At 59.2% G+C, this 15966-nt stretch carries 10 protein-coding genes and 2 tRNA genes; 7 read left to right on the plus strand and 5 right to left on the minus strand.

What is annotated here, in order from left to right; all coding sequences use genetic code 11:
• The first annotated feature begins 33 nt into the window (after positions 1-33).
• The 3 genes from ptrA to recD are packed head-to-tail and all read left to right on the plus strand — an operon-like array spanning position 34 to position 8320.
• On the plus strand, positions 34-2922 hold the full coding sequence (gene ptrA / locus ACN28Q_RS17010; RefSeq protein ID WP_095847421.1) for a pitrilysin: 2889 nt from the start codon (positions 34-36) through the stop codon (positions 2920-2922).
• A complete protein-coding gene (gene recB / locus ACN28Q_RS17015) occupies positions 2919-6467 on the plus strand; it encodes an exodeoxyribonuclease V subunit beta (RefSeq protein ID WP_095847422.1) in 3549 nt (1182 codons plus the stop codon). Before ptrA ends, recB begins: the two co-directional genes overlap by 4 nt.
• A complete protein-coding gene (gene recD, locus ACN28Q_RS17020; RefSeq protein ID WP_095847423.1) occupies positions 6464-8320 on the plus strand; it encodes an exodeoxyribonuclease V subunit alpha in 1857 nt (618 codons plus the stop codon). The genes recB and recD overlap by 4 nt, the downstream gene beginning before the upstream one ends.
• A gap of 24 nt (positions 8321-8344) precedes the next feature.
• Here the strand turns inward: recD and argA are convergent, their stop codons facing one another.
• On the minus strand, positions 8345-9670 hold the full coding sequence (argA, locus tag ACN28Q_RS17025) for an amino-acid N-acetyltransferase (RefSeq protein WP_095847424.1): 1326 nt from the start codon (positions 9668-9670) through the stop codon (positions 8345-8347).
• Between the two features lie 226 nt (positions 9671-9896).
• Here argA and amiC point away from each other — a divergent pair, with 226 nt between their 5' ends.
• A complete protein-coding gene (gene amiC, locus ACN28Q_RS17030; RefSeq protein WP_095847425.1) occupies positions 9897-11153 on the plus strand; it encodes an N-acetylmuramoyl-L-alanine amidase AmiC in 1257 nt (418 codons plus the stop codon).
• Positions 11154-11244: 91 nt separating this feature from the next.
• Here the strand turns inward: amiC and ACN28Q_RS17035 are convergent.
• A tRNA-Met gene (locus ACN28Q_RS17035) sits at positions 11245-11321 on the minus strand.
• A gap of 65 nt (positions 11322-11386) precedes the next feature.
• Positions 11387-11463: transfer RNA gene (locus tag ACN28Q_RS17040), tRNA-Met, on the minus strand.
• A 212-nt stretch (positions 11464-11675) separates the two neighbouring features.
• Between ACN28Q_RS17040 and mltA the strand changes: the two genes are divergently transcribed.
• Together mltA and tcdA are read left to right on the plus strand one after the other, a co-directional pair.
• A complete protein-coding gene (mltA, locus tag ACN28Q_RS17045; RefSeq protein ID WP_095847426.1) occupies positions 11676-12815 on the plus strand; it encodes a murein transglycosylase A in 1140 nt (379 codons plus the stop codon).
• A 103-nt stretch (positions 12816-12918) separates the two neighbouring features.
• The gene (gene tcdA, locus ACN28Q_RS17050) at positions 12919-13725 is read left to right on the plus strand and encodes a tRNA cyclic N6-threonylcarbamoyladenosine(37) synthase TcdA (protein WP_095847427.1); all 807 of its coding nucleotides are present in this window, start codon (positions 12919-12921) and stop codon (positions 13723-13725) included.
• Here the strand turns inward: tcdA and csdE are convergent.
• On the minus strand, positions 13716-14150 hold the full coding sequence (gene csdE, locus ACN28Q_RS17055; protein WP_095847428.1) for a cysteine desulfurase sulfur acceptor subunit CsdE: 435 nt from the start codon (positions 14148-14150) through the stop codon (positions 13716-13718). The two genes, tcdA and csdE, sit on opposite strands and share 10 nt — an antisense overlap.
• A 19-nt stretch (positions 14151-14169) precedes the next feature.
• Complete coding sequence (gene csdA, locus ACN28Q_RS17060) at positions 14170-15375, minus strand: cysteine desulfurase CsdA (protein WP_095847429.1); 1206 nt, start codon at positions 15373-15375, stop codon at positions 14170-14172.
• 193 nt (positions 15376-15568) lie between these two features.
• Here csdA and ACN28Q_RS17065 point away from each other — a divergent pair, with 193 nt between their 5' ends.
• Positions 15569-15793 carry a YgdI/YgdR family lipoprotein gene (locus ACN28Q_RS17065; protein ID WP_095847430.1) on the plus strand — a complete coding sequence of 75 codons (225 nt, stop codon included), beginning with the start codon at positions 15569-15571 and terminating at the stop codon, positions 15791-15793.
• Positions 15794-15966 lie beyond the last annotated feature (173 nt).

The following is a 15966-nucleotide window of genomic DNA, read 5'->3' on the forward strand; positions in this document are numbered from 1 at the left end:
CAGGCGGTGTTTGCATAGGGGTTCATTTTGGATATGCGTAAACAGTTGGCTCGCATTGCCGGGTTAATCTTATTCGTGATGTTTTTGGCGCCGTTAGCCTGGGCAGAACAAGGATGGCAGCCGCAGACGGAAACCATTCATAAAAGCGCCTACGATAAGCGCCAGTACCAGGCGATCACGCTGGCAAACGGCATGACGGTGCTGCTGGTTTCCGATACGCAGGCGACGAAATCCCTGGCGGCGCTGGCGTTGCCCGTGGGATCGCTCGAAGATCCCAATAGCCAGCTTGGGTTGGCGCATTATCTGGAACACATGGTGCTGATGGGCTCCCAGCGTTATCCCGATCCGGAAAACCTCACCGAGTTCCTGAAAAAGCACGGCGGCAGCCATAATGCGAGCACAGCCTCTTATCGCACCGCCTATTATCTGGAGGTCGAGAACGATGCGCTGCAGCCTGCTGTCGATCGCCTGGCGGATGCGCTCGCCGCGCCGTTATTGGATCCGGTAAACGCCAACAAAGAGCGCAATGCCGTTAACGCCGAATTGACCATGGCGCGTTCACGCGACGGTATGCGTATGGCGCAGGTGGGGGCGGAAACGCTCAATCCGGCGCATCCCAGCGCCCGCTTTTCCGGCGGCAACCTGGAGACGCTGCAGGATAAGCCAGGCAGTAAGCTGCACGATGAGCTGACGGCGTTTTATCAACGCTACTATTCGGCGAACCTGATGGTCGGCGTGTTGTACAGCAATCAGCCATTGCCGCAGTTGGCGGCGCTGGCCAGCAGCACCTTTGGCCGCGTGCCCAATCGCAACGCCAGCGTGCCGGCGATCGCCGTGCCTGCCGCAACCCAGGAACAGAAAGGCATCATTATTCATTATGTGCCGGCACAGCCACGCAAACAGTTGAAGGTGGAGTTCCGCATTGACAACAACAGCGCGGAATTTCGCAGCAAAACAGATACCTACATTGGTTACCTGATTGGTAACCGCAGCCAGAACACGCTGTCTGACTGGCTGCAGCAGCAAGGGCTGGCCGATGCAATTAACGCCGGGGCGGATCCGATGGTCGATCGCAACGGCGGGGTGTTTGTCATCAGCGTTTCGCTAACGGATAAGGGGCTGGCGCAGCGCGACAAAGTGGTGGCTGCGATTTTCAACTACCTGACGATGCTGCGCAGCGAAGGCATCAAACAAAGCTATTTTGATGAGATAGCCCACGTGCTGAATCTGGACTTCCGTTACCCGTCCATTACGCGCGATATGGGATATATTGAATGGCTGGTGGACACCATGATGCGGGTGCCGGTTGCGCATACCCTGGATGCGCCTTATCTGGCCGACCGTTTCGATCCTAAAGCGATTGCCGCCCGCCTGGATGAGATGACGCCGCAGAATGCCCGTGTCTGGTTTATCAGCCCGGATGAACCACATAACAAAACCGCCTATTTCGTCGGCGCGCCGTACCAAGTTGATAAAATCCCGGCGTCGCGCTTTGCTCAGTGGCAGCAGCTCGGCCAGGGCATCAGCCTTTCTCTGCCGGCGCTGAACCCTTATATCCCAGACGATTTTACGCTGACCAAACCTTCGCGCACGTTCACGAAACCGGAGCTGGTGGTGGATCAACCCGGGTTGCGCGTGTTGTATATGCCAAGCCGCTATTTTGCCGACGAGCCGAAAGCGGATGTCACCGTGGCGTTCCGCAATGCCAAAACCATGGATTCGGCGCGCAACCAGGTGCTGTTTTCGCTGACCGACTACCTGGCCGGTATTGCGCTGGATGAGTTGAGCTATCAGGCATCCGTCGGCGGGTTGAGTTTTTCCACCGCGCCGGACAACGGCCTGTTGTTCAACGCCAACGGCTTCACCCAACGTTTGCCGAAGCTGCTGACGGCGTTAATCGAAGGATATGCCGGCTTTACCCCGACGGCGGATCAACTGGCGCAGGCCAAGTCCTGGTATCTGGAGAAGCTGGATGCCGCAGAGAAAGGGAAAGCGTTTGAGCTGGCTATCCAGCCGATCCAGGCGCTGTCCCGCGTCCCTTATACCGAGCGCCAGGCGCGCCGGGAACTGCTGAAATCCATCACCCTGGAAGAGGTGATCGCTTATCGCAACAGCCTACTGGTCGATGCTACCCCCGAACTATTGGTGGTGGGCAACATGAGCAAACAGCAGGTGGATACGCTGGCCTCAACGCTGAAACACCGCCTGGGCTGCACCGGTGTGTCCTGGTGGCACGGTGAAAACGTGCAGGTGGTGAATAAACAGTTGGCCAATTTACAGCGTGCGGGCAGCAGCACCGACTCGGCGTTGGCCGCGGCCTATGTGCCGACCGGCTACGATGAGGTTGCCGGCATGGCGCATAGCTCGCTGCTGGGGCAGATTATTCAGCCCTGGTTTTACAGCCAACTGCGCACCGAAGAACAGCTGGGCTATGCGGTATTCGCCTTCCCGATTTCGGTTGGGCGCCAGTGGGGGATTGGCTTGCTGCTGCAAAGCAACAGCAAGCAGCCTGGCTACCTTTATCAGCGCTATCAGGATTTTTACCTGAAGACCGAAAAACGTCTGCGTGAGATTGGTGCGACGGAATTCGAACAGTATAAACAGGCCGCGATCAACGAACTTAAACAGCGGCCACAAACCCTGAGCGAGGAAGCCGGCCGCGTTAGCAACGATTTTGATCGCGGCAATTTCGCCTTTGATACCCGTGAAAAGTTGATCGCGCAGATAAAAACGCTGTCGCCAACGGCGCTGGCGGACTTTTTCCACCGGGCGGTGCTTGAGCCGCAGGGCATGGCGGTGCTTTCACAAATCAGCGGTAACGGCCAGCAAGCCGCAGAATATGCGGTGCAGGACGGTTGGGTAACTTACCCCAGCGCGTCTGCGTTGCAACAGACCTTGCCGCGCAAGGTGGCTACGCCATGACGGCGGCACCACAGACGCTTGATCCGCTGGCGCTGCCGCTGTTTGGCGAACGGCTGATCGAAGCATCGGCGGGGACGGGCAAAACCTTTACCATCGGCGCTCTGTATTTGCGCCTGCTGCTTGGCCTGGGGCAAGCCTCGGCGTTTCCCCGGCCGTTGACGGTTGAAGAAATCCTGGTGGTGACCTTCACCGAAGCGGCGACCGAAGAGCTGCGTGGGCGTATCCGCAGTAATATCCATACGCTGCGTATCGCCTGCGTGCGTGGCCACAGTGACGATCCGCTGATGGCATCACTGCTGGCGCAGATTGGCGATCACGCCGACGCGGCGGCCCAATTGCTGGCGGCCGAGCGGCAAATGGATGAAGCGGCGATTTATACCATCCACGGCTTTTGTCAGCGAATGCTTACCCACAATGCCTTCGAATCCGGCATTCTGTTTGAACAAACCCTGGTGCAGGATGAGTTGCCGCTGCGCCGCCAGGCCTGTGCGGACTTCTGGCGCCGCCACTGCTACCCGCTGCCGTTGGCTATCGCCCGGGTGGTGAGCCAGGAGTGGAGCGGCCCCGAGGCGCTGCTGGCCGATCTGGCCGGCTTCCTGCACGGTGAAGCGCCGGCGCTGCGACAGCCGCCGCCGGCCGATGAGACCGTGCTGATGCGCCATGCGCAGATTGTCGCGCGCATTGACGCCGTGAAAAGCCACTGGCAAGCGGCCGCCGGGGAGATCGAAGTGCTGATCGTTGCCTCTGGCGTTGATAAACGTAGCTACAGCGCACGGTATTTGCCTAACTGGCTCGGCAAGGTCAGCGAATGGGCGGGCCTGGAAACGCAGGATTACCAACTGCCGAAGGAGCTGGAAAAGTTCCGCCAGTCGGTGCTGTTGGATAAAACCAAAAAGGGCGAGGCGCCAAGACATGCGCTGTTCACGGCGATTGACGCGCTGTTTGATGAGCCGTTAACCCTGCGTGACTTAATCATGGCGCGGGCGCTGAGTGAGATCCGCACCTCCATCCAGCAGGAAAAGCGCCAGCGGGCTGAGCTGGGCTTTGACGATCTGCTTAGCCGCCTGGATGCCGCCCTGCAAGGGCGCGGCGGCGCGGCGCTGGCGCAGGCGATCCGCCAGCGCTACCCGGTGGCGATGATTGATGAATTTCAGGATACCGATCCGCAGCAATACCGTATCTTTCAAACCCTTTACGTTGGCCGGCCGGAGTGCGGCCTGCTGCTGATTGGCGATCCCAAGCAGGCGATTTATGCCTTCCGCGGCGCCGACATTTTTACCTATATGCGCGCCCGTTCAGAGGTGAGCGCCCACTATACGCTTGAGACCAACTGGCGCTCCTCCCCGGCGATGGTCGGCAGCGTTAACCGGCTGTTCACCCGGCAGGAAAACCCATTCATTTTCAGCCAGATCCCCTTTATCAACGTGGCGGCGGCGCCGAAGAATCACGGGCTGGGGTTTGAGCTTGACGCCTGCCCGCAGCCAGCGATGCAGTTTTGGCTGCAGCAGGGCGAGGGTGTGGGGGTAAGTGATTACCAACAAACCATGGCGCGGCTGTGCGCGGCGCAAATCCGCGACTGGCTAAGCGCCGGGCAGGCCGGCCGTGCCTGGTTGGTCAATGGCGATGAGCGGCGGGCCGTGCAGGCATCGGATATTACTATTCTGGTGCGCAGCCGCGCCGAAGCGGCGTTGGTGCGCGATGCCTTAAGCCAACTGGCTATTCCTTCGGTTTATTTGTCGAACCGGGACAGCGTGTTTGATACGCCAGAGGCCAAAGATTTGCTGTGGCTGTTGCAGGCGGTGCTGGCGCCGGAGCAGGAGCGCACCTTGCGCAGCGCGATGGCCACCGGCCTGTTGGGGCTGGATGCGCCGGCGCTGGATGCACTGAACCGCGATGAACTCGCCTGGGACGCCTTGGTTAATGAATTTGACCGCTACCGTACGCACTGGCTGGCGCGCGGGGTGTTGCCGATGCTGCGCGAGATCATGAAGCAGCGCCATTTGGCGGAAAACCTGCTGGCAAGCCCCGGCGGCGAGCGGCGCCTGACCGACGTGCTGCACCTGGGCGAGCTTTTGCAGGAGGCGGCGGCCCAGCTCGACAGCGAACATGCGCTGGTGCGTTGGCTGGCGCAGCAGATTGCGCAGCCGAACCGCCAGTCCGACAACCAGCAACTGCGGTTGGAAAGCGATCGCCACCTGGTGCGGGTGATCACCATCCACAAATCGAAAGGGCTGGAATACCCGCTGGTGTGGTTGCCGTTTGTCGGCAACTTCCGCCTGCAGCAGCAGGTTCTGTATCACGACCGCAGCAATTTCCAGGCGTTGCTTGATCTGAACGCCGATGAAGACAGCAAAAAATGGGCGGAAGAGGAGCGGCTGGCGGAGGATTTGCGCCTGCTGTATGTGGCGCTGACCCGTTCGGTTTACCACTGTAGCATCGGGATTGCGCCGCTGATTCACGGCAGCCGTAAAAAGCAGGGGGAAACCGATCTGCACCACAGCGCGCTGGGCTATCTGGTGCAGGCGGGCGACGCCGGGGATGCGGCTTACCTGCAAACTTGCCTGCAACAGTTGGCCGGCGACGATATCGCGCTTTCGCTGGTTGAGGCGCCGGATGAACAGGTGTGGCAGCCACAGCAGGATGCGGCGGTGGAACTGGCGGCAAAACGCTTTTCCCGCCGGGTGCAGGACAATTGGCGCGTAACCAGCTATACCGGCCTGCAGCAGCACGGCGCGGGCCTGATGCAGGAGCTGCTGCCGCGCCTGGATATCGATGCGGCCGGCGAGCAAGCGCAACAGGCTGAGCCAGCGCTTACCCCGCACACCTTCCCGCGCGGTGCGGCACCCGGCACGTTTTTGCACAGCCTGTTTGAAACCCTGGATTTCAGCCAGCCGTTGGATGAGAGCTGGCTACAGGAACAACTGCAGCAGAACGGTATCGACGAACAGTGGCTGCCGGTGCTGGCGCAATGGATACAGGCGTTGCTGAACACCCCGCTGAATGACGCTGGGATTATGCTGGCGGCGCTGGCACCGCAGCATAAACAGGCTGAGCTGCAGTTTTATCTGCCCATTAGCCGCATGTTGCAGGCGCATGATCTGGACGCGCTGGCAAAACGCCATGATCCGCTATCCGCCAACTGCCCGCCGTTGGATTTCCAACAGGTGCAGGGGATGCTGAAGGGGTTTATCGATCTGGTGTTCTGCTGGCAGGGCAAGTTTTATCTGCTGGATTACAAATCCAACTGGCTGGGCGAAAGCAGTGCGGCCTATACGCGGCCGGCAATGGAACAGGCGATGGCGGAGCACCGCTACGATCTGCAATACCAGCTCTATACGCTGGCGCTGCACCGCTATCTGCGCCACCGTCTGCCGGACTATAGCTACCAGCGCCACTTTGGCGGGGTTATTTACCTGTTTTTGCGCGGTGTGGATGTTGAGCATCCCGGCAATGGCATTTTTGCCTGCCGCCCGGCGCAGGAACTGGTCGAGGGGATGGATAGCCTGTTTGGCGCTGCCCCGGCCGCAGAGGAAAATGAATCATGATCGATCTGCTGGAACAGGCGGTGGAACTGGGGGCACTGCGCCCGTTGGACGTGCAGTTTGCCCGCGTTGTGGCGGGGGAAGATGAACCGGATCGCCTGCTGGCCGCTGCTTGCCTGAGCGCAGAGGCCGGTGCCGGCCATGTTTGCCTGGCGCTGGATCAGTTGCAGCCGGCGCTGTTGTTTGAAGGGCGTTTCCCTGCGCTGGCGCAGGCTTTGTGGGCGGCGGCTGGGCAGCCGGGGGCTGAAGGCTGGCAGCAAAGCCTGGGCGCCTGGGCTGCGGTCAGCGACGGCAGCCAGGCCACGCCGCTGGTGTTGCAGCGCCAGCGCCTGTATTTGCAGCGCATGTGGCAGAGCGAAGGCGAGGTGGCGGCGTTTATCGGCAGCGAAAGCGTGCCGGCGGCGGTGGATGAACAGCGCCTGCGTGACATTCTCGATCATCTGTTTGGCCCCGCCGCTGGGGAGCCGGATTGGCAGAAGATCGCCGCGGCGGTGGCCGCCACGCGCCGGATCGCGGTGATATCCGGCGGGCCGGGCACCGGCAAAACCACCACCGTCGCTAAACTGCTGGCGGCGCTGGTGCAGTTGGCCGGCGAGGCGCGCTTGCGCATTCAACTGGCTGCGCCGACCGGTAAAGCGGCTGCGCGGTTAACTGAATCGCTGGGCCGGGCCAGCCGCAAGCTGGCTCTGACGCCGGCGCAGCAGGCGCTGTTCCCGCAGGAGGCCGCCACCTTGCACCGTTTACTGGGCGCGCAGCCGAACAGCCAGCGGATGCGTTACCACCGCGGCAATCCGCTGCACCTGGACGTGCTGGTGGTGGATGAAGCCTCAATGGTGGATTTGCCGATGATGGCGCGCCTGATCGCCGCCTTGCCCGCCCATGCGCGGGTGATTTTTCTTGGCGATCGCGATCAGTTGGCGTCGGTGGAGGCGGGGGCGGTGTTGGGCGATATTTGCCGCTTTACCGAACAGGGCTACAGCACGGCGCGGGCGAGCCAACTGGCCCGGTTGACCGGTTACGTGGTACCTGGGCAGGATAACGCAGGCAGCGCGGCGGTGCGCGATAGCCTGTGCCTGCTGCGCAAAAGTTACCGCTTTGATGCCGGTTCGGGTATTGGGCAACTGGCGTTTGCCGTCAACGCCGGCGACGGCAAAGCGGCATTGGCGGCGCTGGATGGCCGCTTTGGCGATCTTCACGGCTATCCGCTGGCGGAAACCGCCGATTATCAGGCGCTGTTGGCCGCCTGCGTGGCGGGCTACCGTGACTACCTGGCGCAGATGGCCGCCGGGGCGGATGCCGGGCAAACCCTGGAAGCCTTCGGCCGTTTTCAAGTGTTGTGTGCATTGCGTGAAGGGCCGTTTGGCGTTGTGGGGTTAAATGAGCGGATTGAAGCCGGGCTGCAGCGTGCGGGGGCGATTAACCGGCCCAGCGGCAGCCTAGGGCGTTGGTACCCGGGCCGCCCGATCATGATTGGCCGCAACGACAGCACGCTGGGGTTGTTTAACGGTGATATCGGCATTGCGTTGTCAGAACCGGGCAGTAGCGAGCTGCGCGTGCACTTCCCACTGCCGGACGGCAGTATCAAATCGGTGCAGCCAAGCCGCCTGCCGGCGCATGAAACAGCCTACGCGATGACGGTGCATAAATCGCAAGGCTCGGAGTTTGATCACACGTTGTTGGTGTTGCCGAACCATATGCTGCCGGTATTAACGCGCGAGCTGGTGTATACCGCCATCACGCGCGCGCGCAGCCAGCTTTCTCTCTATGCGGTGGACAAGGTTTTGCTGAGCGCCATCAATACGCCGACCCAGCGCCGCAGCGGATTGGCCGAGCGCCTGCTGCCGGCGGAAGGGTAGGGGCGCAATGGCGCCCCTTGTGGATTACAAATCGACCAGCAGGATTTTTGAACGCCGCTGATAGTTGTACAGCGCCTGCTTACGCATTGGCAGCACATCGACATCCGCCGGGGTAAAGCCGCGCTCCTGGAACCAGTGAATGCTGCGGGTGGTCAGCACGAACAGCTTTCTGAGCCCCATTTGCCGCGCCTGGCTCGCCACCCGCTGCAGCAGGAGCTCACCGCGCGACGAGCTGCGATAATCAGGGTGCACTGCCACGCAGGCCATTTCGCCGATCTTTTCTTCCGGGAACGGGTAGAGGGCGGCACAGGCGATGGTCAGATTATCGCGCTCGATAATCGTGAACTTGTCGATCTCCATTTCCAACTGTTCGCGTGAGCGGCGCACCAGGATCCCCTGTTGCTCCAGCGGGCGGATCAGTTCCAGAATACCGCCGATATCGTTGATAGTCGCGCGCCGCACCTGCTCGGCGCTTTCCATAACGATCTGGGTGCCGATACCATCGCGTGAGAACAGTTCCTGCACCAGCGCACCGTCTTCCTGGTAGCTGATCAGGTGGCTGCGGCGCACGCCGCTGCGGCAGGCTTTTACCGCGCCGCGCAGGAACCGGACGGTGCCGGACAGGTAATCGCCGCTTTCTTCCTGCTCTTCAATGCGTTTTTGCGCGTCGTTCGGGAAAAGCTCTGAAACGATGTTGCCATCGGCATCGGTCACGCCTTGCGAAGAACAAAAGCCGATCATTTTCTCTGCTTTCAATTTGATCGCCAACTGGGTGGCCACTTCTTCCGAGGTCAGGTTGAAGCTTTCGCCGGTAACGGAAACCGCGACTGGGCCAATCAACACGATGGCGTTGCTGTCGAGCTGGCGATGGATGGCATCTTCATCAATGCGGCGGATGCGGCCGCTGTGGCAGTAGTCCACGCCGTCATCCACGCCGAGCGGCTGAGCGATCACAAAGTTGCCGCTCACCACATTAATATGCGCGCCCTGCAGCGGCGTATTGTTCAGGCTCATGGAGAGCCGCGCGGTGATATCCAGCTGCAGCAGGCCGGCAGCCTGTTTTACCAATTCCAGCGTTTGGGAATCGGTTACCCGGGTATATTTGTGGTAAACCGGCTCAAGGTGATGCTCCGCCAGGTTACTGTCGATCTGTGGGCGCGCGCCATACACCACGACCAGGCGGATACCCAGACTATGCAATAGGCCAATATCGTTGACGATATTGGAAAAGTTTTCATGTTCAATGGCTTCACCGCCCAGCATGATGACAAATGTCTTGCCACGGTGCGCATTGATATAGGGAACTGAGTGACGGAATCCTTGAACCAGCTCTGTACTACGTTCCTTCACGGCAAAACCTCTTTTGCATATTTATACGATATTTTTGTATTTTTATTCTTTCTTGGCGCAATGGCAAGTGGGAATTATCTTGGATTTTTGAATCATGAATGCTAACTCATTAATAAACTGAAAAAACATCGATATATTTTCTGATGACAGCGTATGACGGATTAGTTAAAGTTTTGGGCATTGTAACCATTGGTGTTTTTTTAACCTGTTTTTATGTCGGAGCCGCATGCCAAACGCTAATCACAATCTGGGTCGCCGCCGTTTTCTGCAGGGCGTAACTGCAACCTGGTTGCTGAGTGTGAGTCGCGTTGGTTTGGCTGCTGTATCGCATATCGTCGCCGTGCGCGTCTGGCCTTCTTCCACCTATACCCGTATTACGCTTGAATCCAATATTGCGCTTAACTATAAACAGTTTGCGCTCACCAACCCCGATCGCATCGTGGTTGATATTGAAGGCGTGCACCTCAACAGCGTCCTGAAGGGCATTGCCGGGCAGGTGAATGCCAACGATCCTTACCTACAGCAGGCCCGCGTAGGGCAGTTCGATAAAAATACGGTGCGGCTGGTGTTGGATCTTAAACACCCTGTGGCGCCCAATATTTTTACCTTGCCGCCGGTGGCGGAATACCGCAACCGCCTGGTGATGGATCTGTACCCCACCGGTGGGACGGCGCAGGGTGAAGAATATGATCCGCTGCTGGCGTTGCTGGAAGATTACAATAAAGGGGATCTTGAGCGCACGCTACCGGCGCGGGCGCAGGCCACCCAGGCCGGTAAGGCCGGGCGCGATCGGCCGATCGTCATTATGCTGGATCCCGGCCACGGCGGGGAGGATCCGGGGGCGATTGGCAAATATAAAACCCGCGAAAAAGACATCGTGCTGCAGATTGCCCGCCGCCTGAGCAACCTGATCAAGCGTGAACCTAACATGCGGGTGCATATGACGCGCAACGAAGACGTGTTTATTCCGCTACGGGTGCGGGTCGCCAAAGCGCGTAAACAGCGCGCCGATCTGTTTATCTCGATTCATGCCGATGCCTTTACCAGCCGCGCGGCGCGTGGATCCTCGGTGTTTGCCCTGTCGACCAAAGGCGCCACCAGCTCGGCGGCAAAATTCCTGGCGCAAACCCAGAACGAATCGGATCTGATTGGCGGCGTCAGTAAAAGCGGCGATCGCTATCTGGATCACACCATGTTGGATTTGTTGCAGACCGCCACCATCAACGACAGCCTGAAGTTTGGCAAGGAAGTGCTGGGCCGGATGGGGAAAATCAACCGATTGCATAAAAACCGCGTTGAACAGGCCGGTTTTGCCGTATTGAAAGCGCCGGATATTCCGTCCATTCTGGTGGAAACCGCCTTTATCAGCAATTTGGAAGAAGAGCGTAAATTGAAGACCAGCCATTTTCAACAGCAGGTGGCCGAATCGATTCTGGCAGGGATCAAGGCATACTTTGCGAACGGTGGCGCGCGGGCGCAGTAAACACCGGCGCATGTGCCCGTGGGAAGGGCCATTTCACAGGCGGCAGATACAAAAAAACACCCGTTAAGGTGTTTGATGTAATTCATTAAAATGGTTGCGGGGGCCGGATTTGAACCGACGACCTTCGGGTTATGAGCCCGACGAGCTACCAGGCTGCTCCACCCCGCGTCCGTCTTAATGCTTATGTTATCGAAACCAACTTTTTACTGTGATGCTGCTGGTACAGCATCGGTTGGTTGCGGGGGCCGGATTTGAACCGACGACCTTCGGGTTATGAGCCCGACGAGCTACCAGGCTGCTCCACCCCGCGTCCGATGGATGCGCACTATACGCTGCATGGATTATCTTGCAACTCCTTTTTGCAATTAATTGAACGTAAGCCGTTTTTTTGTTGAATTTCTCCCCAATTCGCGTTCTTTTTCATCGTTATACGCGTGGTTTTTTTTATTTGCAGCGATTCCTTTATCTATAGGGGTTTGTTATCGTTCGCCGGTGGGCTAATTCAGTATGAGAGCAAGCGTAATGAAAGGACGTTGGGGCAAATATCTGCTGGGCGGATTGGTAATAGCGGTGTTGGCGGGCTGTTCGTCCAAGCCGACGGACCGGGGGCAGCAGTATAAGGACGGCCATTTTGATCAGTCGTTGGAATTGGTCAATAGCCCCAATGCGCAGGGCATGCCGGCAAATGCCAAAGATTATTCGAATCAATTGATGGAGATCCAGTACGCGTCTCCTGCTTTGTTTAACCGTAATACGCCAACCTATGAGGCGGTGCAGCGCTGGGTCGCCTCCGGCGGCGATACGCGCCAACTGGGCCAGTTTGGGCTGAGCGCCTTCCAGATGGAAGGCGTGGACAACTATGGCAACGTACAGTTTACCGGTTACTACACGCCGGTGGTGCAGGCGCGCTATACCCGGCAGGGTGAGTTCCGTTATCCGCTGTACCGTATGCCGCCAAAAGGCTGTAGCCGCCTGCCCGATCGTGCCGGTATCTATTCTGGCGCTCTCGACGATCGCTATGTTATCGCCTACACCAACTCGCTGATGGACAACTTTATGATGGAAGTCCAGGGCAGCGGCTATGTGGACTTTGGCGACGGCCAACCGCTGATGTTCTTCGGCTACGCCGGCAAAAACGGCCACGCCTACCGCAGCATCGGCAAAGTGCTGATTGATCGCGGCGAAGTCGCCAGGGCAGATATGTCCATGCAGGCGATTCGCCACTGGGCGGAAACCCACAGTGAAGCGGAAGTGCGCGAACTGCTGGAGCAGAACCCTTCCTTTGTCTTCTTCCGCCCAGAGGCGTTTGCGCCGGTGAAAGGGGCAAGCGCCGTTCCGCTGATCGCCAAGGCTTCCGTTGCTTCCGATCGTTCCCTGATCCCCGCCGGCACCACATTGCTGGCGGAAGTACCCCTACTGGACAACCAGGGGAAATTCACGGGAAAATATGAGATGCGCCTGATGGTGGCGCTGGACGTCGGCGGCGCCATTAAAGGGCAGCACTTCGATATTTATCAGGGCATTGGGCCAGAGGCTGGCCACGCAGCGGGTTATTACAACCACTATGGCCGCGTTTGGGTGCTGAAAGGGGCGAATGCGGGCACGTTGTTTAGCGCCAACTCGCCGGCACCCGGCGGCGGTTCGCTGCTGGTTAACCGCTGAGCGCACCTGTTTCCCGCGGCGCTCCCATGTGGGGCTGCGCCCAAAGCCAGGGCCGGATCTTCCGGCCCTTGTCATTTGCAATCGTTAAGGTAAGTAACGCGTTATGAGTACACCCTATTCGGAAGCCTATCTGCAGCGTTTTGGCGGCACGGCACGTTTATATGGCCAGCAGGCGTTGGCGCTGTTTGCGCAGGCGCATGTGTGCGTGATCGGCATCGGCGGCGTGGGCTCATGGGCTGCGGAGGCGCTGGCGCGCACCGGCATCGGCGCCATCACCCTGATTGATATGGACGATGTGTGCGTAACGAACACCAACCGCCAAATTCACGCGCTGCGCCAGCACGTGGGCCAGTCGAAAACCGAGGTGATGGCGGCGCGTATTCAGGCCATCAACCCCGAGTGCCGCGTGACCTGTGTAGATGACTTTATTACCCCGGATAACGTTGCCGAACTGCTGGCGCAAAACTTCAGCTATGTGATTGACGCCATCGACAGCGTGCGCCCAAAAGCGGCGCTGTTGGCCTATTGCCGCCGTTTTAAGATCCCGGTGGTCACCACCGGCGGCGCGGGCGGGCAGATCGACCCAACGCGCATTGCCGTGGCCGATCTGGCCAAAACCATTCAGGATCCGCTGGCCGCCAAACTGCGCGAGCGCCTGAAGCATGATTTCAACGTGGTGAAAAACAGCAAGGGCCGCCTGGGGATTGACTGCGTGTTCTCCAGCGAACCGTTGGTTTACCCGCAACCGGACGGCACGGTGTGTGCGTCACGCAGCACGGCGGAAGGGCCAAAACGGATGGACTGCAGCGCCGGCTTCGGGGCAGCGACCATGGTGACCGCCACCTTTGGTTTTGTGGCGGTTTCCCACGCGTTGAAGAAAATGCTGGCGAAGGCGGCGCGTCAAGCGTAGCGCGCTGCCGCTGATTTGGCGCCGGCAGCCAGCGCCGCCAGCCCACTGGCCCGGGTGGCGCTAAGCTGGGCGCGCAGCCCCAGGCGATCAAATAACGCCAGGGGATCCTGCGTTAACACTTCAGCGGGGGTTTTGCCTTCAATGGCGGTGAGCAACACCGCCAGTAACCCCCGCACGATACGGCCTTCGCTGTCGCCATAAAAGTGCAGCGTTCCATCTTCCAGCAGTTGGTGCCCCAGCCACACACGGTTCTCACAACCACTTAGTTCAATATCCGGCGTGCGTAGCGCCTCCGGCAGCGGCGGCAGTTGTTTGGCCAACAAGATGACCTGGCGATAGCGATCTTCCCATTGGCGCAGCGGGGCGAACCGGGCGGCCAGCGTCTCTGTGGTTAGGGTGTTGCCAAACGGATGAGGGGCGAGCATGGTTCCTCCGGTCATCGGGTTAATCGGCCAGCAGCGCGATGGCGTTGATCATGGCGTTGACCAGCGCATCGGCATCTTCCGGCGTGTTGTACGGGGCGAAGGAGGCGCGCAGCAGGCCGCTCACCCCCAGCGCCTCCATCAGCGGTTGGGCGCAGTGCTGGCCGGCGCGTAGCGCAATGCCCTGTTCGGCCAGCAGGGTGACGATATCGCTGTGATGAATCCCGGCGATGTCAAATGCCAACAGGCTGGCGCCGGGGTTACGGAAGCTGCGAAAACCGGGCAACTGCGCCAGGCGCTGCTGCGTGCTTGCCGCCAGTTCGCTGCTGTAGCGTTCGGCCCCGGCCATATCCTGCGTGCGTAACCACTCCAGCGCAGCCGCCAGGCCGACCACGCCGGCAATGTTTGGCGTTCCCGCCTCAAAGCAGTGCGGGGGCTTTTGCGGGGTGAAGCCGTTAAAGGAAGCCTGGGTGAGCATTTTCCCTCCGCCCTGCCATGGCACCATCTGCGCCAGCAATTCGCTTTTGCCATACAGCGCGCCGATACCTGTTGGGCCATACAGCTTGTGGCCGGAAAAAGCGTAAAAATCGATATCCAACTGCTGCAGATTCACCGGGCGGTGGACCATTCCCTGCGCACCATCGATCATCACTACTGCACCGGCCATATGGGCCAGGCCGATCGCTTGTGCCAGATCCGGGCAACCGCCAGTGACGTTGGACATCTGCGTTAGCGCCAGCAGGCGGGTTTTCTGGGTCAGCAGGGTTGGCAGTTGCGCTAAATCGGGCAGCAGATCGCCCCCTAGCGGCAGCTTAACCACCCTGGCGCCGGTCTGTTCGGCGACGATCAACCATGGGATCAGGTTGGCGTGGTGTTCCGCTTCGCTGACGATGATTTCATCACCCGGCCGCAGGCGCGGGCGGGCGTAGCTTTGCGCCACCAGATTGATCGCCTCGGTGGCGCCGCGCACCCAGACGATGTCTTGCGCTGAAGGGGCATTGAGCCATTCGGCCACCCACTGGCGCGCCAGCTCGAAGCGGGCGGTCAGATCCTGTGCGGCACGGTGTTGGCTACGGTGTACGGTGGCGCCGCTGCTGCAATAGAACTGCTGCGTGGCGTCGATGACGGCCTGCGGTTTCAACGCCGTGGCGGCGCTATCGAGATAGATACCGCTTTGGCGGAGCGCCGGGAACTGGTTACGGAAAAGCGTGGGGTTAAATGGCGACATACCCTGATTATCACTGGCCTGAAGATGAGGTGATCCTGTCCTATTTTGTCTTTTCAGACAAGTTACCCTGAACAATCGGCCCGTTTTCTGGAAAACTGGTGAAAGTTTGTTATGCTGTTATAGACGGCATGTAGCAGTTTCTTAGATGAATAAGAAGTTTTATAACAGAATTTTTATCTACAAGGAGTGCCAAATGAAGAAAACAGCCGCAGTTATCTCTTCCCTGATGTTGGTGTTTACGCTGGCCGCGTGTTCCAGTAACTATGTTATGCATACCAACGATGGGCGCACCATTGTCGCAGATGGAAAACCCAAGGTAGATGAAGATACCGGGATGATCAGCTACAAAGACGCCAACGGCGTACAGCAGCAGATTAACCGCTCTGAAGTCAAAGAAATGCTCGAAACCGACCAGTAAACGCCAGGTAAAAAAAAGCACCGCAAGCTTGCGGTGCTGCAAAAAATCACTATGGACAGACAGGGTAAATGTACAGGAAGTGAAAAAAGTAGCTTGGCTACCATGTCCGAAAAACCGGACAATTTGCAAACACAACATCACAACCACAGGCCAAAAGTTCATCGGTGCCTTGA

This window comes from Gibbsiella quercinecans, from assembly GCF_002291425.1.
GTDB lineage: Bacteria > Pseudomonadota > Gammaproteobacteria > Enterobacterales > Enterobacteriaceae > Gibbsiella > Gibbsiella quercinecans.